The organism is Azospirillum sp. P4_B5, assembly GCF_056402275.1.
The window spans coordinates 18,732-37,403 of sequence record NZ_JBFUHT010000031.1 but is presented as its reverse complement, the minus strand read 5'-3'; the positions used below and the strand labels follow the sequence as shown (position 1 = coordinate 37,403).

18 protein-coding genes and 1 pseudogene are annotated in these 18,672 nt (G+C 68.6%); 9 read left to right on the top strand and 10 right to left on the bottom strand.

Annotated features, from left to right (window positions below; genetic code table 11):
* Positions 1 to 47 precede the first annotated feature (47 nt).
* The 3 genes from AC1DVI_RS21865 to AC1DVI_RS21855 all read right to left on the bottom strand — a co-directional run bounded on the left by AC1DVI_RS21865 (position 48) and on the right by AC1DVI_RS21855 (position 2,961).
* On the bottom strand, positions 48 to 536 hold the full coding sequence (locus AC1DVI_RS21865) for a PTS sugar transporter subunit IIA (protein WP_476959765.1): 489 nt from the start codon (positions 534 to 536) through the stop codon (positions 48 to 50).
* A gap of 497 nt (positions 537 to 1,033) precedes the next feature.
* Entirely contained in the window at positions 1,034 to 1,978 is a 945-nt protein-coding gene (locus AC1DVI_RS21860; RefSeq protein ID WP_476959764.1) for a D-2-hydroxyacid dehydrogenase family protein, read from the bottom strand.
* The gene (locus AC1DVI_RS21855) at positions 1,978 to 2,961 is read right to left on the bottom strand and encodes a phosphoribosylaminoimidazolesuccinocarboxamide synthase (protein ID WP_476959763.1); all 984 of its coding nucleotides are present in this window, start codon (positions 2,959 to 2,961) and stop codon (positions 1,978 to 1,980) included. The genes AC1DVI_RS21860 and AC1DVI_RS21855 overlap by 1 nt, the downstream gene beginning before the upstream one ends.
* A gap of 96 nt (positions 2,962 to 3,057) precedes the next feature.
* Here AC1DVI_RS21855 and AC1DVI_RS21850 point away from each other — a divergent pair, with 96 nt between their 5' ends.
* On the top strand, positions 3,058 to 3,771 hold the full coding sequence (locus AC1DVI_RS21850; RefSeq protein WP_476959762.1) for a 4'-phosphopantetheinyl transferase family protein: 714 nt from the start codon (positions 3,058 to 3,060) through the stop codon (positions 3,769 to 3,771).
* Here AC1DVI_RS21850 and AC1DVI_RS21845 read toward each other — a convergent pair.
* Positions 3,761 to 5,482: an FHA domain-containing protein gene (locus AC1DVI_RS21845; protein WP_476959761.1), complete on the bottom strand. Its 1,722-nt coding sequence runs from the start codon at positions 5,480 to 5,482 to the stop codon at positions 3,761 to 3,763. The two genes, AC1DVI_RS21850 and AC1DVI_RS21845, sit on opposite strands and share 11 nt — an antisense overlap.
* Before the next feature lie 311 nt (positions 5,483 to 5,793).
* Between AC1DVI_RS21845 and dacB the strand changes: the two genes are divergently transcribed.
* From dacB to AC1DVI_RS21825, 4 genes are all read left to right on the top strand, one after another.
* A complete protein-coding gene (gene dacB, locus AC1DVI_RS21840; RefSeq protein WP_476959760.1) occupies positions 5,794 to 7,245 on the top strand; it encodes a D-alanyl-D-alanine carboxypeptidase/D-alanyl-D-alanine endopeptidase in 1,452 nt (483 codons plus the stop codon).
* A 93-nt stretch (positions 7,246 to 7,338) separates the two neighbouring features.
* A complete protein-coding gene (locus tag AC1DVI_RS21835) occupies positions 7,339 to 7,971 on the top strand; it encodes a chemotaxis protein (protein ID WP_476959759.1) in 633 nt (210 codons plus the stop codon).
* A 5-nt stretch (positions 7,972 to 7,976) separates the two neighbouring features.
* Positions 7,977 to 8,798: a class I SAM-dependent methyltransferase gene (locus AC1DVI_RS21830; RefSeq protein WP_476959758.1), complete on the top strand. Its 822-nt coding sequence runs from the start codon at positions 7,977 to 7,979 to the stop codon at positions 8,796 to 8,798.
* Entirely contained in the window at positions 8,795 to 9,829 is a 1,035-nt protein-coding gene (locus AC1DVI_RS21825) for an endonuclease/exonuclease/phosphatase family protein (RefSeq protein WP_476959757.1), read from the top strand. Before AC1DVI_RS21830 ends, AC1DVI_RS21825 begins: the two co-directional genes overlap by 4 nt.
* Here AC1DVI_RS21825 and AC1DVI_RS21820 read toward each other — a convergent pair.
* From AC1DVI_RS21820 to AC1DVI_RS21795, 6 genes and pseudogenes are all read right to left on the bottom strand, one after another.
* Positions 9,784 to 10,362 (bottom strand): hypothetical protein, encoded by a 579-nt coding sequence (locus AC1DVI_RS21820; protein WP_476959756.1) that lies wholly within the window; start codon positions 10,360 to 10,362, stop codon positions 9,784 to 9,786. The genes AC1DVI_RS21825 and AC1DVI_RS21820 overlap by 46 nt on opposite strands.
* 70 nt (positions 10,363 to 10,432) lie before the next feature.
* Positions 10,433 to 10,675: a hypothetical protein gene (locus AC1DVI_RS21815; RefSeq protein WP_149166095.1), complete on the bottom strand. Its 243-nt coding sequence runs from the start codon at positions 10,673 to 10,675 to the stop codon at positions 10,433 to 10,435.
* A 217-nt stretch (positions 10,676 to 10,892) separates the two neighbouring features.
* Positions 10,893 to 11,291 (bottom strand): annotated as a pseudogene (panD, locus tag AC1DVI_RS21810) (aspartate 1-decarboxylase); the annotation flags it as partial.
* A 195-nt stretch (positions 11,292 to 11,486) separates the two neighbouring features.
* Entirely contained in the window at positions 11,487 to 12,377 is an 891-nt protein-coding gene (locus AC1DVI_RS21805) for an IS1 family transposase (protein ID WP_476959755.1), read from the bottom strand.
* Positions 12,378 to 12,459: 82 nt separating this feature from the next.
* Positions 12,460 to 13,509 (bottom strand): ParA family protein, encoded by a 1,050-nt coding sequence (locus AC1DVI_RS21800; RefSeq protein ID WP_476959754.1) that lies wholly within the window; start codon positions 13,507 to 13,509, stop codon positions 12,460 to 12,462.
* Positions 13,510 to 13,867: 358 nt separating this feature from the next.
* Positions 13,868 to 14,071, bottom strand: coding sequence for a hypothetical protein (locus tag AC1DVI_RS21795; protein ID WP_476959753.1), 204 nt, complete (start codon positions 14,069 to 14,071; stop codon positions 13,868 to 13,870).
* A 354-nt stretch (positions 14,072 to 14,425) separates the two neighbouring features.
* On the opposite strand from AC1DVI_RS21795, the gene AC1DVI_RS21790 reads away from it, so the two are divergent.
* The 4 genes from AC1DVI_RS21790 to AC1DVI_RS21775 are packed head-to-tail and all read left to right on the top strand — an operon-like array spanning position 14,426 to position 18,640.
* On the top strand, positions 14,426 to 14,938 hold the full coding sequence (locus AC1DVI_RS21790) for a chemotaxis protein CheW (RefSeq protein ID WP_476959752.1): 513 nt from the start codon (positions 14,426 to 14,428) through the stop codon (positions 14,936 to 14,938).
* On the top strand, positions 14,935 to 16,332 hold the full coding sequence (locus AC1DVI_RS21785) for a CheR family methyltransferase (protein WP_476959751.1): 1,398 nt from the start codon (positions 14,935 to 14,937) through the stop codon (positions 16,330 to 16,332). Before AC1DVI_RS21790 ends, AC1DVI_RS21785 begins: the two co-directional genes overlap by 4 nt.
* Complete coding sequence (locus AC1DVI_RS21780) at positions 16,332 to 16,967, top strand: chemotaxis protein CheW (protein WP_476959750.1); 636 nt, start codon at positions 16,332 to 16,334, stop codon at positions 16,965 to 16,967. The genes AC1DVI_RS21785 and AC1DVI_RS21780 overlap by 1 nt, the downstream gene beginning before the upstream one ends.
* Positions 16,964 to 18,640, top strand: a complete 1,677-nt coding sequence (locus AC1DVI_RS21775; protein WP_476959749.1) for a methyl-accepting chemotaxis protein — start codon at positions 16,964 to 16,966, stop codon at positions 18,638 to 18,640. Before AC1DVI_RS21780 ends, AC1DVI_RS21775 begins: the two co-directional genes overlap by 4 nt.
* Positions 18,641 to 18,672: the final 32 nt, after the last annotated feature.

The following is an 18,672-nucleotide window of genomic DNA, read 5'->3' as shown; positions in this document are numbered from 1 at the left end:
GTCCCTCGCCGCGCCGGCCGGACGTCGTCAGGTCAGAAATCGCTCGGTCAAAAATCCTCGTCGTCAAGCTCCCGCTCGGCGTTGGGGGGAAGCGCCTGCCGGACGAGTTCCACCACCGCGTCGGGCGTCTCCGCCTGCCGGAGCTTGCGCAGGGATTGCGGGTCGCGCAGGGCTTGGCAGATCTCGCCCATGACGGGGAGCAGGCCCTTGCGGGTCGCGGTCGGCCAGAGCACGAGGAAGAACAGGTCGACCGGCTCGTCGTCACGGGCCTCGAAATCGATGGGTTTGCGGAGCCGCGCGAACAGCACCAGCGGGCTCTCGGTCCCACGCAGCTCCGTGTGGGGAAGCGCCACGCCCTTGCCCAGCGCCGTTGAGCCGATGTGTTCCCGCGCCTGCAGGGCCTTGAGAATATCCTCCTTGGGTGCCGCGATGCGGCTGGCCGCCTCGGTGGCGAGAAGGTCGAGCAGAGTTCCTTTGTTGGCCGGCCCTGCATCGAGAATGACGTTGTGTGCGGACAAGAGGTCCGAGATGTTCATTCCTGTCTCCATGGGTGGCAAACCTTCCGTCTCCTGTCCCGGCCAGCCGCGGTCCGCGCCGGGATGGCCGTGAACCAACAGACTTCCAATCAAATTCGGCACGCCTTGTCCACAGTGCCAATACCCACAGCGCCAATCGCCGCCGGGACCGGTGGCTGCCCCACCCCACGGACACGCAGCCCCGGTAAGGCCCGCGCCTCGCAACACACGACCTCGTCCATCTCAGCCCCTGCCGCAGGCTCCACACCCATTTTGGGAATGGAATCGCGCCCCGCAAGTGGCGGGGTCGCCTTCCATCTACGTCTTGGCCGCGGCTGTAATCCCACGATCCGTGCTGCGAGGGCGAAAAAGCGGACGGGCGGGGCGGGACGGCGCCGCCTGGAAGGCCGATCCGGGAAAGACACGGAGGCCTAGGAATTATCTGAGGCTTGCGCCCATGCGCAAGGCCCCGCCCTCCCCCAACCATTGGGAAAGGGCGGGGCAACACCGTCCCGTCCTTAAGCGAGCATCCGCACCGGCTCGCCGGCGTGCCAAGCGAGGATGTCGTCCAGCGCGTCGCGGTAAAAGACGTCGTAGTTCTCGCGGGTGACATAGCCCAGATGCGGCGTCAGCACCGTGTTCGGCGCCTCCAGCCAGGGGCTGTCCACCGGCAGCGGCTCCACGGGGAAGACGTCCAACCCGGCGCCCGCGATGCGATGCTCGTGCAGGGCCGCCAGCAGGGCGTCCCCATCCACCAGACCGGCGCGCGACGTGTTCACGAAGAAGGCGGAGGGCTTCATCGCGTCGATGTCCTCCGCCCCGACCACGCCGCGCGTCCGCTCGCCCAGCACCAGATGGACACTGACGATGTCGGAGGTGGCGAACAGGTCGCGCTTGTCCAGCCGGGCGACACCCGCCGCCGCGGCCCGCTCGTCGGTCAGATTGGGGCTCCAGGCCGCGACCTCCATCCCGAAGGCCTGACCGACACGCGCCACCTGGGTGCCCAGCCGGCCCAGCCCGACGAGGCCGAGGCGCTTGCCGGCCAGGCCCTGCGTCAGGCCGGCCTGCCAGCGCCCGGCGCGCAGGCCGCGCTCCTCCTGCGGGATGCGCTTGGTCAGCGCCAGGATCAGGCCCCAGGTCAGCTCCGCCGTCGGGGTGCCGACCATGCCGGTGCCGCAGACGGTGATGCCGCGGGCCTTGCAGGCCTCCAGGTCGATGGCGTTGTTGCGCCCGCCCGTGGTGACGAGAAGCCGCAGGTTCGGCAGCGCGTCGATCAGCGACGCGGGGAACGGCGTGCGTTCCCGCATGATCACCAGGACGCTGTAGGGGGCGAGCATCCCCGCCAGCTCCGCCGCCGGGATCGGCCGTTCGAAGACCGTCAGCGCGCTGCCGTTGGGCAGGCGATGCCATTCCGCCAGATCGCGCGCGACGTTCTGGTAATCGTCGAGGATGGCGATCTTCATCACGGCTTCGCGAAATAGGGCGCCAGATTGGCCCGGATGCGCTCCACCGCCGGCGTCACCGCCTGCGGAATCTGGAAGGTCTGGCCGGTGATCGTCTCGAACGCCTCGATGTAGATGCGGGCGGCCTCGAGCACGACCTCCGCCGGGATTTCCGGGATGGCGTCCTTGTAAGGGTCGCAGCGCTGGGTCACCCAACTGCGCACGAAGTCCTTGTCGAAGCTCTCCGGGCGCTGCCCGGCCTCGTACCGCTCGGGATAGCTGGCGGCGAACCAGTAGCGGCTGCTGTCCGGCGTGTGGATCTCGTCGGCCAGGATGATGTTGCCGGCCTCGTCGAAGCCGAACTCGTACTTGGTGTCGACCAGGATCAGGCCGCGCGCCGCCGCGATCTCGCGCCCGCGGGCGAACAGGGCCAGCGCCTTCTCCGTCACCTCGTCCCACTGGGCCTGGGTCAGCAGCCCGCGCTCCACGATCTGGGCGGCGGTCAGCTCCTCGTCATGGCCGGCGTCGAACGCCTTGGTGGTCGGGGTGATGATCGTTTCCGGCAGCTTCTGGTTTTCGCGCAGCCCGTCGGGGAAGACGTGGCCGTACATCTCCCGCCGGCCCTTCTTGTACATCGTCCACAACGAGGTGCCGGTGGTGCCGGCCAGATAGTCGCGGACCACGATCTCCACCGGCATGATGGTCAGCCGCTTGGCGACCACCACGTTGGGGTCCGGATATTCCAGGACGTGGTTCGGGCAGAGGTCCTTCGTCGCCTCGAACCAGTAGCGGGCGATCTGGGTCAGCACCTGCCCCTTGAAGGGGATGGCGGTCAGGATGATGTCGAAGGCCGACAGCCGGTCGGTGGCGATGATGACGCGCCGCCCGTCGGGAAGGTCGTAATTCTCGCGCACCTTGCCCCGGTAGTGGTTGGGCAGCTCGGGAATGGCGGCGTCCTTGACGACGTTGGACAGATGCGGAGCAAGCTGAGCGGTATCGACCATGGTTCCAGATCCGGCAAAAGGGAGGCGCATGATAGCGCAATCGCCGCGCGGGGCCAGCGCGGTTATAGTCCCGAATCCGATGAATGGGGACATCCGATGCGGAAAACGGGAGAGATTCAGCTCTGCTATGCCGACCTGCGCGGGCTGGCGCACCGGCTGGAGGCGTTCCGCGCCCTGCTCTCCCCCGACGAGACGGCGCGGGCCGCCCGTTTCGCGACCGAGGAGCTGCGCACCCGCTGCGCGCTGCGGCGCGGGCTGCTGCGCCATCGGCTCGGGCAGGCGATGGGCCGCGACCCGGCGACTCTGGCCTTCGCCTATGGGCCGATGGGCAAGCCCTTCCTGCCCGGCGGCCCGGCCTTCAACCTCGCCGACTGCAAGGATCATGTGCTGATCGCCATCGCTCCCCATGAAGCGGTGGAGCTGGGCGTGGACGTCGAACGGCTGCGCCGCCTGCCGGACGCCGCCGGAATCGCCGAGCGCTTCTTCGCACCGGAGGAGCGCGACGCCTTCGCCGCCCTGCCCGACGCGCTGCGGGACGAGGCGTTCCTGAACGGCTGGACCCGCAAGGAGGCCTTCATCAAGGCGACCGGCCAGGGGCTGTCCACACCGCTCGACCGCTTCGCGGTGGAGCTGACTCCGGGTCGCCCCGCCCGCCTGCTCAGCCTGGACGGCGCGCTGGAGGCCGGTGACGCGGCGGAGTGGTCGCTGTTCGACCTGCGCCCGGCGCCGGGACTGGTCGGCGCGCTGGCGGTGCGCGGCGACGGCTGGCGGCCCGTGCTGCGGCCGTTGGACGAGGCGTTCAGCGCTTGACGATTTCCCAGGCGATGCGCGCCGGTTCCTCGCCCAGCTCCGCGGAGCCGATGACGATCTCGCCACGCGGCGGCAGCGCCAGCGGTTCGCCGGGCTTCAGCCGCCGCGGCTCCACCACCCCCGGAACGGCGATCTGGGTGCCGTTGCGGCTGAGATCCTCCACCATGAAGACGCCGTCCTGGCGCGACACCGCGGCGTGCCGTCGCGAGGCCGAGGCGATGTCCAGGACGAACTGGCATTGCGACGAGCGCCCGATGACGAGCTGGGTCCCGTCCTCCGGGATCGCCCGCGTCTGGCCGCGCCAGAACAGCACCAGCCGCTCCGCCGCCACCTTCGGGACGTCGATCAGAATCGTCTCCTGGGTCGCCCGCGTCACGGCGGCGGCCGCCGGAGCGGCCAGCAAGGGCAGGCCGAGCGACCGCTCGCCGTCCGGAATCGCGGCGATCTTGGCGATCAGCCCCTCGGCCAGCGCGCGGGGAATGCCCGCGGCGCGCAGGCGGCGGCCCAGGCCGCTGCGCACGTCGTCCGTGCTGACGCCGGGCGCGACCAGTTCGCGGGCCGAGGTGATGCTCTCGAACTCGGTGGCGACCTGCCGGATCAGGACGCTGAGCTTGTTCCGTCCGAAGGGACTGGTGGCGAGGTCCAGCAGATAGCCGATGCGCTGGGCCGGTGCCGGCAGGCGGGTTGCCAGACGCTGCACCGCCGTGTCGAAGGGGGCGTCCTGCCCACCGGAACTCCACACCGTCTTGGCGCGCCGGGTCAGCGCCTCCGCCATGCCGGCACCGCCCAGGAAGCCGTCGAAGTTGGTCAGCCGGTCGACGATGACGCCGAAGGCCTTGCCCTCCGCGGCGGTGCCGGTGCGGGTCAGCGGGGTCAGGCCGGCCAGACCGCCCTGGATGCGGCGCAGCAGCGCCCGCCGCGTCTCGTCGAAGCCGCCGCCGCCCAGCGCGTTGGACAGGGCCAGCAACTCATCCGTGTGGGGCAGCCGGTCGTCGAGGTCGCCGTGCACCGCCGCCACCAAGCTGTGCAGCGCCGCCCCCAGGTCGGGCGCGTAGCCGATCAGCGCGCGCACCGGCTCCCGCCCGTCGACCGTTTCCGCCAGCATCTGGTCGAGCAGGCGGCGGTTCGCTTCCTCCTCCCCGTCCTCGCGGTGGAAGCGCAGCAGCGCCTTGACCTTGCCGGGCCAGTCGCGGCAGGGCTCCAGCACCGCGGCGAAGGCGTGGGTGACCAGCCGGTCGCGCTCCTCCGGCGGGCGCTCCGCCGCCGCCGCCAGCAGGCCGCCCACCCCGCCGCGGGCCAGCGCCGCGTCGAAGGGCGCCAGCATGTCCGACGCCTGCGCCATCTCCTTCAGCGTGGTGAACATCCGCATGAGCTGGTCGTGCCGGTCGAACGGCTTCACGCCCAGCAGCGGCGCTTGAAGGGTGGCGAGCCGGCTGACCGCCGGGTTGAACAGCAGCGCCTCCCGCTCGAAATAGCGCAGCGGGTAATAGCGGTGGAGTTGCTCGGCCGGGATCACCGCCTGATCGTCCCAATAGCCGCGCAGCAGGCGCAGCAGCAGCATCCGGCTCTCAAAGGAGAAGAGCTGGAGCGCGTCGGTGCAGAGATTGGCGGGGCCGACGTCGGTCTCGTCGATAGGGGAGATGGTGGTCGGCTTGCCACCGCCGGCGGTGGACTTCTGGAAGATGACCTCTTCCTTGTCCGCCTGATTCACCTTTAAAATTCGGACAACCGGAAATTTCGCAAGACGAAGCAGATACGCCGCGCGTTCCCGGGCCGCGGCCTCGTCGGGAAAGACCCCATCGATGTTGGGTTTTCCGCCCTGTTCGACAACCACTTCGAACGTGACGCTGCGGCGCCGTGACATCATGGGCTTGGCAACTCTTTCCCCAAAGGCGTGGCGTCTTATTAGACCTTCATCGTACGGTAAGCTGATAATCTGCGCAGCAAGATTCCGGACCCGCCCCAGGCCCGACACACGATTGACGCGGATGCGGACCGGGAGGTTGCGCTAGACTGTGCGCCATGCGGATTCCGACCTTTTCCATCCTGCTGCTGCTGGCCTGCGTCTCCGCGGTGTCGGCCTGCGCGTCCCCCGCCGCCGCCACCGGTCCGGACGACCGCCAAGCGATCGCCCGCAACGGCTTTTCCACCGATGACGTCGGTTACGTGCTGTTCGATCCGGGCAGCGGCGCCGTGCTGGCGGAGCGGCAGCCGGCCAAGCCCTTCGCCCCGGCTTCGGTCGCCAAGCTGCCGGCGATGGCCGCCGCCCTGGCGGTGCTGGGGCCGGACCACCGGTTCGAGACCACGCTGCACATAACGGGGCGGCTGGGAAACGGCGTGCTCGACGGCGACCTGATCCTGAAGGGCGGCGGCGACCCGTCGCTGTCCACCGAAGGGCTGACGGAACTGCTGCGCGACCTCGGCGCGCTGGGCGTCGCGCGGGTGACCGGGCGCTTCCTCTATGACACCTCCGCCCTGCCCGAGTTGCCGGAGATCGACGCCGGTCAGCCCTGGACCGCCGGCTACAACACCGGCGTCGGGGCGCTGTCGCTGAACTTCAACCGCTTCCGCTTCGACTGGGCGCGCCCCGCCGCCGCCGGCCAGCCGGTACGGGTCAGCGCATGGTCGGTGTCCGACGCGGGGCGCGTGCCGCTGGACAGCGTGACGGTGCAGCTGGGTGCCGGGTCCGGGGCCGCCTTCACCCCGCTCGCCGCCGCGGATGGCGAGCCTGAGGGCGAGCGCTGGCGCTTCGCCCCGCAACCGCGCATGGCGGCCAGCCTGTGGCTTCCGGTCACCCGCCCCGGCTTGGCGGCGGCGCACGTCTTCCGCCGGCTGGCCGCAGAGGCGGGGATCGCCCTGCCCGCCCCGGCCCCCGGCGCGGCGCCGCCGACCGCCACGCTCGCCGCCCTGCACCGCAGCGAGCCGCTGGAAGTCTTGGCCCGTCAGGTCCTGCGCTACTCCAACAACCTGTCGGCGGAGCTGATCGGGCTGGCCGCCGCCCGGCGGCTGGACCCGGCGGTGCGGACGCTGCCGGAGTCGGCGGCGGTGCTGACCGCGCCGGGTATGCTGGCGGCTCCGCGCACCGACTGGACGGGGCTGCGGCTGCTCAACCATTCGGGCCTCAGCAGCGCATCACGGATCACCCCGGCCCAGACCATGGCGCTGATCCGCGGCGCCGGGCCGGCGGCCTTGGCCCTTCTGCCCGGCGAGGACGAGGGCAAGGTCCTGCCCCCCGGCGTGCGCGCCAAATCGGGCACGCTGGCCTACGCCAAGGCGTTGGCCGGAACGCTGACCACGGCGAGCGGGCGCACGCTCGGCTTCGCCTTCTTCGTCACCGACGAGCCGCAGCGCGCCGCCATGGACCGGACGATGGACCGCCGCATCGCCGAGATCCCGGCGGAGGCCCGCGCCTGGCTGGCCCGCGCCCGCAAGCTCCAGGCCGATCTGCTGGAATTGTGGATCGCCGGCTTGTAAGAGCCGCCGATTGCAGGGGTCCGCAACCACAACGCTTGGCGGAGGGCGAGGGACGGTTGTACACTGCGACCGAATGTCCCACCGAGGTTCTGGATGCCGATCAGCCCGCGCGCGCGCCGATATCAGCAGGGTTCCGACACGCCGGATATCGCGGCCAACCGCTACCATGACCGGCAATTGGGCGCGGAGGTGGTCAACATCGTGGTCGGCGGCTGCGTGGTCAGCGACGACGCGAACGTCGTCATCACCACCACGCTGGGCTCCTGCATCGCCGCCTGCCTGTTCGATCCCGTCGCGGCGATCGGCGGGATGAACCACTTCCTGCTGCCCGACCACAACGGCGACCGGCTGTCCATCTCCTCCCGCTACGGCAGCGCGGCCATGGAGCAGCTCATCAATCGGCTGCTGGCGGCGACGGGGCGGCGCGACCGGCTGCGCGCCAAGATCTTCGGCGGGGCCAGCGTGAACGGCGCCCCGCGCAGCGCCGGCATCGGCCAGCGCAACGTCGAGTTCGTCATGGAGTATCTGGCGGCGGAAGGCATCCCGACGATGAGCTGGGACGTCGGCGGCACGACGGCCCGCGCGGTGCGCTTCTACCCCACCACGGGCCGCACCCAGCGCCGCCTGATCGGGGAGGAGACGGTGCGCGACATCGCGCGGTCCGAGACCTCCTTCATGGACCGGCTGCGCAAGACCGGGATCGATGGCGACGTGGAACTGTTCTGATCCCCATGCTCCATGGATTGTCCCGCCTGCTGCCCGCCATCGCGGACCAAAATCTCGACGAGGCCGCCGTCTACCGGCGGGAATCGCTGTACGAGCGTCCGCGCTACGAGGGCACCGGCGGCCTGATCCCCGCCGCCGGCCCCCTGCTCTGCCCGCTCTGCGGGCGGGAGGCCGCGCGCTTCCTGCCTTTCGGGCTGGGCGGCCGGCGCAACGCCCGCTGCCCGGACTGTGGGTCGCTGGAGCGCCACCGCTTCCTGTGGAGCTTCCTGGCGGAGCGGACGGACGTGCTGCGCCGCTCGCTGCGCATCCTGCACACCGCACCGGAACCCTGCCTGGAACCGCTGCTGCGGGCGCGGCACGGCCGGCGCTACGTCACGCTGGACCGCTTCAACCCGGCCGCCGACGTGCAGGCCGACCTGACCAACCTGCCCTTCCCGGACGGCCGTTTCGACCTCGTGCTGTCCAGCCACGTGCTGGAGCATGTCCCCGACGACCGCGCCGCGCTGCGCGAGATCGCCCGCGTGCTGAAACCATCGGGCCGCGCCGTCCTGCTGTTCCCCTACGACCCCAAGGGGCCGACGCGGGAGGACCCGGCGATGGACACGCCGGCCAAGCGGCTGGCCGCCTTCGGCCATCCCTATCACTACCGGATTTATGGTACGGATACCCCCCAGCGCATGGCCGAGGCCGGGCTGGACGCCACGCTCGTCGCCTCCACGGCGATGCTGAGCGCGCACCGGCGGCGGCGGCGGCGCATCAACCGCAACCACCTGTTCCTGGCGCGTCCGCGCGCCGCGGCGGGCCGGGCGTCTGGGGAGGGGTCATGAGCCGCAGCATCCGCAGCAGCATCCGCATCGCCACCTTCAACTTGGAAAGCCTGGACGACACCGGCGACCTCTCCTTCGAGGAGCGCGCCGCCGTCCTGCGCCCGCAACTGGAGCGGCTGGACGCCGACATCCTGTGCCTTCAGGAGGTCAACGGCCAGCGCGACGCGAAGGGGGAGCCGCGGACCCTGCGCGCTCTGAACCGGCTGCTGGAGGGCGGCCCCTACGCCGATTTCCACCGGACCTCCGGCGGCGAGGGGACCAGGCTGGCCGACCGCCACAACCTCGTGCTGGTGAGCCGCTGGCCGATCCTGGCGGCGCGGCAGTACCGGCACGATCTGGTGCCGTCCCCGCAGGTCCGCATGGTCACCGCCGACCCGGCCCAGCCCGGCGGCGACGCCGTAACCTGGGACCGCCCGGTGCTGCACGGCGAGATCGAGCTGCCCGGCGGGCGGCGGCTGCACGTCTTCAACCTGCATCTGCGCGCGCCCATCGCCGCGCCGGTGCCGGGGCAGAAGAAAAACGCCTCCACCTGGAAGAGCGTCGGCGGCTGGGCGGAGGGCTTCTATCTGGCCTCGATCAAGCGGGCCGGGCAGGCGCTGGAGGCCCGGCTGGCGGTGGAGCGGGTGTTCGACGCCGACCCGCAGGCGCTGATCCTGGTGGCCGGCGACCTCAACGCCGAGATCGAGCAGACCCCTGTCCGCATCATCCGCGCCGACCTGGACGAGACCGGCAACGGCCATCTCGCCGGGCGGTCGCTGGTGCCGCTGGAACGCTCCGTCCCGGAGGAGCGGCGCTTCACCGTGCTGCACGGCGGCGACGCGGTGATGCTGGACCATCTGCTGGTGTCGCGCGCCCTGCTGGGCTGGTTCCGCTCCGCCGAAATCCACAACGAGGCGCTGGGCGACGAACTGGTCGCCCACGCCACGGTCAGCCACTCCCCGGAAAGCTACCACGCGCCGCTGGTCGCCCGCTTCGAGCTGCCGGATCAGACGGTGACGGAGACGATGGCGCCCGGCGAACCGGCGCCGTAGGACCCCGCGGCACGGGGAACGGCGGCCGGGGCGGTTCCCGCCGGGCTGGCGCCCGTCGCGGGCGGCGTTCCGGTGGACGGGCCGCCGCTCGAGGTGGTGACGCCGAATCCGGGTCCGCCGCTCCGTCCGGCGCCGCCCGGCGTGGCGGTACCGCCGGATGCCGCGGTCCCTTTGCCCGTGTCGTGGCCTTCCGCCGCCGCACCGGTCACGACGCCCAGGCGGCTGGCGGTGCGGCGGTATTCCTCCACCACCTGTTGTGCCGGGATCTGGTTCTGGGTTTCGCCCGACGAGCGGTCGCGAAAATAGATCACGGCCAGCCGGGCGCCCTGGTCGTAGCGCAGGACCGGGCTGATGTAGCCGCCGGCCACCACCACGGGATCGGACGGGGACGCCGCCGGGCCGGATTGGTCCGCAGCGCTGGACGCGGTTTGTGAGGTCTGTGCCGCGGCATCGGCCACGGACGGCGGCGTCGGGACCGCCGATGCCGGAGTCGGCCGGTTCGCCTGGATGCCGGAAACGCTTCGGATGTCCATGGCTGGCCGCCTTTCCCCTGCGGGCCCGGCCCCGGACCAGCCGGGCGGGCCCCGATTGGACGACGCGCGATCAGACCGAGATGTTGAGGTTCTGTCCGCGGGTCGGGGTGGTGTTGCCGCCCGACGACAGGGCCTGCTGGCTCTGCTGCGCCTGCTGGTCCTGGGCCTGGACCTGCTGACGGCGATCCTCTTCGGCCTTCTGGGCCTGCTGGTTCGCGTCGGTTCCCCGTGTCTGCTGCAGGGCCGCCGGCCCGCTGCTTAACGGTGTCGTGAAAGGCTGCTGCTGATAGCCCCCTATGCCGCTGACGCCCATGACACGCACTCCTCGCTGTCCGCACTCCCACCCGGGTAGAGTAGGCAAAAATTGCCGCGCGTTCAAGTGGGACTCACGGCCTATTCCTCGCAAAACACGCGCAAGTCGCCGAAGCGCTCGCTTTGCGCGCGGACTCGCTCAGGTCCGCTTCTTTTGTTTGCGAGGACTCGCCGCCCGTGGGTCAGGCCGGTTCCGGCTCCAGAAAGGCGCCCTCGCGAATCGCGAAATCGAAGCGCCCGCCGTCCAGCGCCGTCACGTCGTAGGTCAGCGAGCGGTCGATGCCGTTGTCGGCGTTGAAGGTCAGCACGCGCGGCCGCAGAGTCGCCAGCTCCGTCGGCTGGCAATACCAGGAGGCGGCGATGATGACCTCGTCCCCCGGCTGGCAACTCCGCGCCGCCGAACCGTTCAGCACGCAGCAGCGCGACCCGCGCTCGCCATAGATGACGTAGGTGCTGATCCGCGCGCCGGAATTCTTGTTCCAGATCTCCACGAACTCCAGCGGGTAGATCCCGACCGCCTCGCAATGCTCCGGATCGAGCGTGATCGACCCCTGATAGTTCAGGTTGGCGTCGGTGACGCGCAGGCAGTGCAGTTTCGCTCGAACAACCTTGATCATGTCGCCCCTCCGGTCGGTGGCCGCGAGCCGGACGGCGGCCGGAGACGTTTGTAACCGCAACTGCGAAAACAGCAAGCCTTCCGGCGCCCGGGTAGTGTCTCACTTTGAATTTTCCGGGGCAGAAAATCTGAAGGGGCCGCGGTCGGTGTGACGGCGACCCCTTCGGCTTCTGGCGCTGGGAGGAAGTGCGGCGGATCACTCCGCCGTCTCCGCCACTTTCTTCTTGTACGGCCCACGCTTCTTCGGTGGCTCCGTCCGTGCGTCGATGGCCAGGGCGATGTCTTCCATGCTCCACAGCCGGTCGGTGACCTTCGCGGCCATGGCCGGAGTGACCTTCAGCGTCTTGTGGATGCGGACGAAGTTGTAGAACATGAAGTACAGCGCCAGGGCGTGAATGTGGTTCTCCAGCTTCTTGGAGAAGGCATTTGTCAGGCGGGTGAACCGGCGCATCCCCATGCGCATGTTGAGGTTTTGACGCTCCACGTAGGACGTGGAAACGTGCTTCATGTCGGGGCTGCCTTCCACCCGGTTCTTCTTGATGCCGGTGCAATCGGCAGGGCTGTAGCGGCCCTTGTGGGCCTCCGGAACGTCGCCGTAGAGCTTGATAAGCTGGGCATAGTCCACATCCCCGCCGAAGGCGCCTTCCACGGCCTCGAGGTACGCCTTGTGGCCGTCCGTGGTGATCTGCACCCGGTTCTCCAGACGGGCGCGCAGGTCGTCCATGAGGGCGATAGCTGACTGGCCGGAACGGTCACCGACGAAGTAGGAGACGATCAGCTTCGTGTCGGCGTCCAGCGCCGTCCAAGTCCACACGTCGCCGGCATCCTCACCAGCGGCCTTAGCCTTCTCGACGTTCTTCTCCTTGGCGTAGCAGAACGACCAGATTTCATCGCACTGGATGCGGCTGGCGCGCACGTCGCGCACCAGCTCGTCATGCAGGGCGAGGCAGGTTTCCCCCGCATCCACCAGCAGCTTGGTCACGGTGTTGATCGACACGTCCGTCACGCGGGAGATCGACCGCATGGACGAGCCCTCGCACAGCATGGAGAGGATTTGAACGCGCTTGGCGAGGGGCAGCTTGTTCATGGCAGAGGCTCATCCTTCAGGGCACCGCGTGGATGCCTTTACAATATGAACTTCTACGCTTAGCGTCAAGCATATTGTCGCGCTAAAGCGCTGCGGCAAGATTGGCGATCTCCTTCTTGTAGCGGTCAACCGCGGGGTTAACCTCAAGGCGCTGCCCGTCGACCATAAATTTTTTCCCAGCCTTGAGTTCCGAAAGAGGAATTCTCTGCTTTCCGCTAATTCGACCACTAGAATGAAAGTCATCCATCAGATAGAAGCAGTCTGCTGGGTCAGCTTCTGAGAATACACTTGAAAATTCCCTCGCTATTTCCAAGGCGCGCTCAACGAAAAAGCGCGTGGACGAGTCTGGCGTATTAGCCTTCTGCCTATTCCATCCACAGTGCGTCATAACGATGGCGTGAACGACCGGCTGGTGCTGTATCTGAGACTGCTCATTGAAGCGATGAAAGTCCATTTCTTGCTTCGTAAGCATTTCGAGGGTGAGGCGAAGGGCTTCAACTGAATGTTGATCAACGCGCACAGGGATAATCAGCGCATCAGTAGCCTCCCACGCCAAATGGGTTGCTCCGCCGAAGAACGGGCTTGTATCGATGAGGATTTTTCCAGGGCTGGCTTTAGTGCTCGCGTGCTTGACGACCCTATCAAGAGACTGGAGGATAGACTTGCTGGCCTTTGCCTTTTGATCGCCGCGCAGCTGTGCATACTGCGCAAGCTGCCCGTACATAAGGGACGGGAACAAAAACAATTCACTTGACCCAGGGATTAGATATGTTGGCTTTCCAGATTTGAATGAAGTGCAGTGCGGCGGAACAGATACTATAAGATCATCTGTATCTGGAATTTCGCCCCCAGTCACCGCGCTAACTAGCGCATCGTAAATTGTCGTATCTACGTTAAATATATCGTCTCCCATCAGGTTTTGCGTGAAGTTTCTCTGTGAGCATGTATCCAAAAGCAGCGTCTTATTTTTCCTAGACACTTCGTATGCAAGATTGAATGCAAGCGTACTTTTGCCAATACCGCCACGGAAATTCGAAACGGCATACCGTGCGAACGAGTTTGTCCGCGCAGGGACTTGCTCGCCCGCAAGGATTGCTTCCGAGCGCTCGAGTATGTTTGCGATACCTGACATAGCCTATCTCCATCGACATTGTGTCGATGTAGATAGCTGATCGACATTCCGCCTGTCAACGACCTTGATCGACGCTATGTCGATCAAGGTGAATGGCAGACAGAATGTCTATCAGCCTACTTCCCCCACCTCTTCGCCGCGGCCTTGCGCGCAATCTCCGCTCTCTGCTCTGGCGTCATTCTCGCTGCGCGAGCCTTCCCGCCCTTCGCGCCTAGTGCCTTCGCGGCCGGGTCCTTACCATCGTCGGCCGCCGTCGCCTCCGACTCGGTGATTTCCCCGGTGGCGATCTTCGCCACCATGATAGCCGCCCCGATTACGTCGCCAGGGCGCTTCTGACCTTGGGGTCCCTTGGGCATGTTCATTCCACCTCAGGGTGCCGAGCGATGATGCGCTCCAAATCGCCGATCTTTCGCTTGGTCGACGCAATCGCATCTGGCTTTGCGTCCTCCCAGCCGGTATCCGCCGACCTTGTGCGCAGCATCACGCCATCCGACTCAAGCCACTTTAGGTGGGCCTGAAGCTCTTGAACTTCCTTCTTGCACCATTCGATGAACTCACTCATTCCAGACATGCGCTAGCTCCATACCTGCTTTCCGCTAAGCATATAGGAAGGCGCGGCCGGATGCGAACGCCCTTCACTCGGCGTTCGCCTACGAACCAAATTCAAACTGAGACACTACCGGCGCCCGCGATATGACCGGCGTCATACCGCCACCTTGGGCTGAGGCTTTTGCCTTTGGTGGTATTTCCATCCCAGGTGCGATGCGGCATGTTCTGCGCCGGTTTCAAGCCCCCCCGGCGCCACCCGATGATATAGGGTCCAGGGCCCGGCTGCGCTTCCCGGACCCGGCAACGGACTGACGACATAGGAAGGTGTGCGCCCGCGATGGCTGCGACAGTATCCGCGACACGGTACGTGATCTTTTCCGTCTCCGGCAGGACCTTGGCCCTGCCGGCGAACGCCGTGCGCCGGTTTCTGCCGCTGCCCCGGCTCGACCGCCCGCCCGCGGCGCCCGCCGTGGTTGCGGGCCTCTTCCGCTACCAGGGCCGCGCCGTCCCGGTCCTGCGGCTCGACCTGCTGTTCGGCTTCGACGCCGCGCCGCCGGAGCTGTACGCCCCGCTGTTCCTGACCGACTGGGATGGCCGTCCGCTGGCTCTGCTGGCCGACCGGGTGCTCGACATCCTGTCAATCCCCGACGCGGAGAGGACGCCGACCGACGCCGGCCTGACTTTCAACGGCTGCGCCGTGGCGACCATCCCCCACGGCGCCGGAACGGCCACGGTGATCGACCCGTCGCGCCTGCTGACCGAGGCGGAGGGCCGGCTGCTGGCCGCCTTCCAAGCCATGGCCGGCGAGCGGCTGGCCCGTCTCGGCGCCACCGAATCGGCGGGCGATCCGGCGGATGAAGCCGGAGAGGCCGTCCGATGAACCGCATCGACGCCATTCTGCACGACCCCGTCTTTCTCCGCATCAAGGCCGCCGTCATCGGGGCGACCGGCCTCGCCTATTACGCCGACAAGGACGCCGCCCTGGCGGAGCGCATCAACCGCCGCCTGTCGGACAAGCCGACTCTCGGCCTAGCCGCCTATCTGGCGCTGCTCGCTGCGGAAGGGCCGGCCGGGCCGGAGTATCAGGCGCTCATCAACGAGCTGACGGTCGGCGAGACCTTCTTCTTCCGCTACGCCGAGCAGTTCGAGGCGTTGTGCGCCGTCGCCATCCCGGAATGTCTGCGCCGCAACCGGGAGAGCCGCCTGCTGCGCATCTGGAGCGCCGGCTGCTCGATCGGGCCGGAGGCCTACACGCTCGAAATCCTGCTGAAGCGGCATTTCGCCGACCAGCTCCGCGACTGGCAGGTCAGCATCGTCGGCACCGACCTGAACGCCAGCTTCATCGAGACGGCGCGGCGCGGCGTCTACGGGAACTGGGCGGTGCGCGGCCTTGATCCGGCGGTCCTGGCGGAATGCTTCGACCGGAAGGGCGATCTGTGGGCGGTGAAGCCGCGCTTCCGTGAATGGACGAGCTTCTCGGTCTTCAACCTCGTGGACGGGCCGCTGCCCAACTACCCGCGGGGCCTGGGCGCGCTGGACGTCGTGCTGTGCCGCAACGTCATGATCTATTTCGACGAGCCGACGCGCACCCGCCTGCTGGACAACCTGCACGAGGTGCTGGTGCCCAACGGCTGGCTGGTGGTCGGCCACGCGGAGACGGGGCAGCAGGTCAATAGCCTGTTCACCCCCGTGCCGGTGCCGGGCGCCACCATCTACCGCAAGCCGCGCCCCGGCGGCGCCCCCGCGGCGGCCCTGCCCGTTTTCACGCCGACCCTCGCCGTCGAACCGCCCCCCGCGGCCGAACCGAAGTTCACCGAGTCGAAGCCCGTGAAGAAGCGGAGCGCGGCGACGGCCCCCGTGGCGCGGCTGCGCGCCACCACGGCGAAGCCGGCGCCTTCCCTCGCCGTGGCCGCCTCCGAAGGCGACCGGGCGGCGGCGCTGGACGCCTGCATCGCCCTGGCGGAGCGCAACCGCCTCGACCCGGTGGTCCATTTCCGGCTGGGCCTGCTGGAGGAGGAGCTGGGCGTCGGCGACCCGATCGCCGCCTTCAAGCGGGCGCTGTATCTGGATTCCGACTTCGCTCTCGCCGATTATCATCTGGCGCTGGCCTATTGGCGGCGCGGCAAGCTGGCCCCGGCGCAGCGCCATTTCCGCAACGCCCGCGCCACCGTCGCCGCCCACGACGCGACGGAGCTGGTGGCCGAAGGCGGCGGCCTGACCGTGGCCGAGCTGCGCAGCATGATCGACCTCTGGTTCTCGGGTGAGGAGCCGTGATGGACGACCGGACCGAAGCCGGAGGATCGGCCAAGGAGGCCGCCAAGGAGACGGGCGGCATCGACTGGGCCGCCGTCCGCACGCGTCTGGCCCGCCAGGGCCGGGAGGCGGAGGAGGCCGCGGCGCCGGGCGGCGCCTGGGCCGACGCGCTCCTGCGCCGCCGCGCCGAGGATCTGGCGCGCGTCCCCTCCGCCGACGAGGCCGACGCCGCGGCGGAGGCCGAGGCGCCGGTCGCCCTGCTGGTCGGGCGCGGGGCGGACGGGCTGTACGGATTGGACCTGCGCCATTTGTCCCGCATCGTGCCGCTGCCGCGGGTGGCCCGCGTCCCCCACGCGACGCCGGAGCTTCTGGGGCTGATCGCCATTGACGGGCGGGTGATGCGCTTGTTCGACGTGGACCGGCTGTGCGGGCGCAACGCGGTCCCCGCGGGCGGCGGCTTTGCCGTCGTGCTGCGCGGCGGGGAACGGCCGGTGGCGCTGCGCCTGCGCACCGTGGACACGGTGACGGAGCTGGAAAGCAGCCTGAAGGCGCCGCCGGAAGCCGGCCCCTTCGTCACCGCCATCACCCGGGGCCGCGTCGCCGTGCTGGACGTGCCGGCGATCCTGGAGACGCTGAGGAGCATGAAAGAAGAATGAAACTGAAGGTCAAGCACAAGCTGATGCTCAGCTTCGGGGTCGTCTGCCTGCTGACCGGGCTGCTGGCGGCGTTCCAGATGATGCGCTTCGCGGACGGCATGAAGGTCATGATGGGCATCGCCACCTACGACATCCAGGTGTCGGAGGCGGTGCGCGAGATCGAGGTGACCGAAAGCAATCTGCGCAGCTACCGCGAGGCGGCAACCCACGCCGCGGCGCTGGCCCAGATCCAGGGTGGCGTGCCGGACATCACGCAGCTGCGCCAGCGCTATCGTGACGGTTCGGCGGTGATGTTCGAGCAGATCGACAACCTCAAGAGGATCGCCGGCGCGCGGGCCGAGGACGGCACCACGGAGGACCGCCGCCGCATCTGGGGCGAGCTGGTCGCCCAGATCAACAGCTTCGACCAGCATTCGCGTCGCATGCTGGAGGAAGCCAACACGCTGATGGACCGGGTGGCCGCCGGGACCGAGCCGGAGGCGCTGGCGCGTCTGACCCGTGTGGAGGAGATGCGGGTGGCCATGGCGGACCAACTCGCCAGCCTGCACAGCGACATCAGCCGCCTGTCGGAGGCCGGACGCCAGAACATCCGCGCCCTCTATGACGACGCCGTGCGCTCCTCGATCCTGGCGCTGATCATCGTGGTGGCCCTGGCCGTCGCCATCGCCATCCTGATCGGCAGCTCGGTCACCAAGCGGCTCGGCACCGCCATCGGCTACGTCACCCAGGTCGGCAGGGGCGACCTGACCAAGACGGTGGTCGTGCCCGGCGACGACGAGCTGGCCGAACTCGGCACCCACTTGAACGAGATGACCGGCAACCTGCGCAGCATGGCCAAGACCACCCGCGCCACGGCGGAGAGCATGCACGCCGCCACCGCGCAGATCCGCGCCTCCACCCAGCAGCAGGCGGCCAGCGTCGCCCAGCAGCTCGCCGCCGTCGAGGAGACGACCGCGACGCTCAGCGAGATCACCGAGTCCGGCGCGCAGATCAACCGCCGCGCCCAGGACGTGGCGCAGAACGCCCAGGTCGCCGCCTCCAACTCCGAGACCGGCCTGAAGGCGGTGGAGGACACCAACCAGGCGATGGACGCCATCCGCGAGCAGGCGGAAGCGGTCGCCGAGAACATCGTCATCCTGTCGGAGCGCACCCAGGCGATCGGCGAGATCATCCTGACCGTCAACGACATCGCCGAGCGCTGCCACCTGCTGGCGCTCAACGCCGCCATCGAGGCCGCCGCCGCCGGCGAGCACGGCCGGACCTTCGCCGTGGTGGCGAGCGAGATCAAGAGCCTCGCCGACCAGTCGAAGGAGGCCACCGCCCAGGTCCGTTCCAACCTCAGCGAGATCCAGCACGGCATCAACGCCTCGGTCATGCTGACGGAGGAGGCGGTGAAGCGCGTCGGCGCCGGCAAACGCCAGACCGACGCCACCCAGTCGACCATCCGCGACCTCGCCGAGAGCGTGCAGGAGAGCGTGCTCGCCTTCCAGCAGATCGTCGCCGGCACCAACCAGCAGCAGATCGGCCTGGAGCAGGTGATCCAGGCGCTCCAGAACATCCGCGAGGCGAGCAGCCAGACCGCCGCCGGCACCCGCCAGCTCGAAGGGGCCGCCACCAACCTCAACGATCTCGGCCAGGGTCTGGTCGAGGCCGTGCGGAACTACCGCGTGTGACCATGGCGACGGCACGCGGCGGCGAGGGTACG

Excerpts from the sequence above, each read along its gene's own strand:
- AC1DVI_RS21865 (WP_476959765.1), bottom strand. The coding sequence starts at position 536 with ATGAACATCTCGGACCTCTTGTCCGCACACAACGTCATTCTCGATGCA.
- AC1DVI_RS21860 (WP_476959764.1), bottom strand. The coding sequence starts at position 1,978 with ATGAAGATCGCCATCCTCGACGATTACCAGAACGTCGCGCGCGATCTG.
- AC1DVI_RS21855 (WP_476959763.1), bottom strand. The coding sequence starts at position 2,961 with ATGGTCGATACCGCTCAGCTTGCTCCGCATCTGTCCAACGTCGTCAAG.
- AC1DVI_RS21850 (WP_476959762.1), top strand. The coding sequence starts at position 3,058 with ATGCGGAAAACGGGAGAGATTCAGCTCTGCTATGCCGACCTGCGCGGG.
- dacB (WP_476959760.1), top strand. The coding sequence starts at position 5,794 with ATGCGGATTCCGACCTTTTCCATCCTGCTGCTGCTGGCCTGCGTCTCC.
- AC1DVI_RS21835 (WP_476959759.1), top strand. The coding sequence starts at position 7,339 with ATGCCGATCAGCCCGCGCGCGCGCCGATATCAGCAGGGTTCCGACACG.
- AC1DVI_RS21830 (WP_476959758.1), top strand. The coding sequence starts at position 7,977 with ATGCTCCATGGATTGTCCCGCCTGCTGCCCGCCATCGCGGACCAAAAT.
- AC1DVI_RS21825 (WP_476959757.1), top strand. The coding sequence starts at position 8,795 with ATGAGCCGCAGCATCCGCAGCAGCATCCGCATCGCCACCTTCAACTTG.
- AC1DVI_RS21820 (WP_476959756.1), bottom strand. The coding sequence starts at position 10,362 with ATGGACATCCGAAGCGTTTCCGGCATCCAGGCGAACCGGCCGACTCCG.
- AC1DVI_RS21815 (WP_149166095.1), bottom strand. The coding sequence starts at position 10,675 with ATGGGCGTCAGCGGCATAGGGGGCTATCAGCAGCAGCCTTTCACGACA.
- AC1DVI_RS21805 (WP_476959755.1), bottom strand. The coding sequence starts at position 12,377 with ATGAACAAGCTGCCCCTCGCCAAGCGCGTTCAAATCCTCTCCATGCTG.
- AC1DVI_RS21800 (WP_476959754.1), bottom strand. The coding sequence starts at position 13,509 with ATGTCAGGTATCGCAAACATACTCGAGCGCTCGGAAGCAATCCTTGCG.
- AC1DVI_RS21795 (WP_476959753.1), bottom strand. The coding sequence starts at position 14,071 with ATGAGTGAGTTCATCGAATGGTGCAAGAAGGAAGTTCAAGAGCTTCAG.
- AC1DVI_RS21785 (WP_476959751.1), top strand. The coding sequence starts at position 14,935 with ATGAACCGCATCGACGCCATTCTGCACGACCCCGTCTTTCTCCGCATC.
- AC1DVI_RS21780 (WP_476959750.1), top strand. The coding sequence starts at position 16,332 with ATGGACGACCGGACCGAAGCCGGAGGATCGGCCAAGGAGGCCGCCAAG.
- AC1DVI_RS21775 (WP_476959749.1), top strand. The coding sequence starts at position 16,964 with ATGAAACTGAAGGTCAAGCACAAGCTGATGCTCAGCTTCGGGGTCGTC.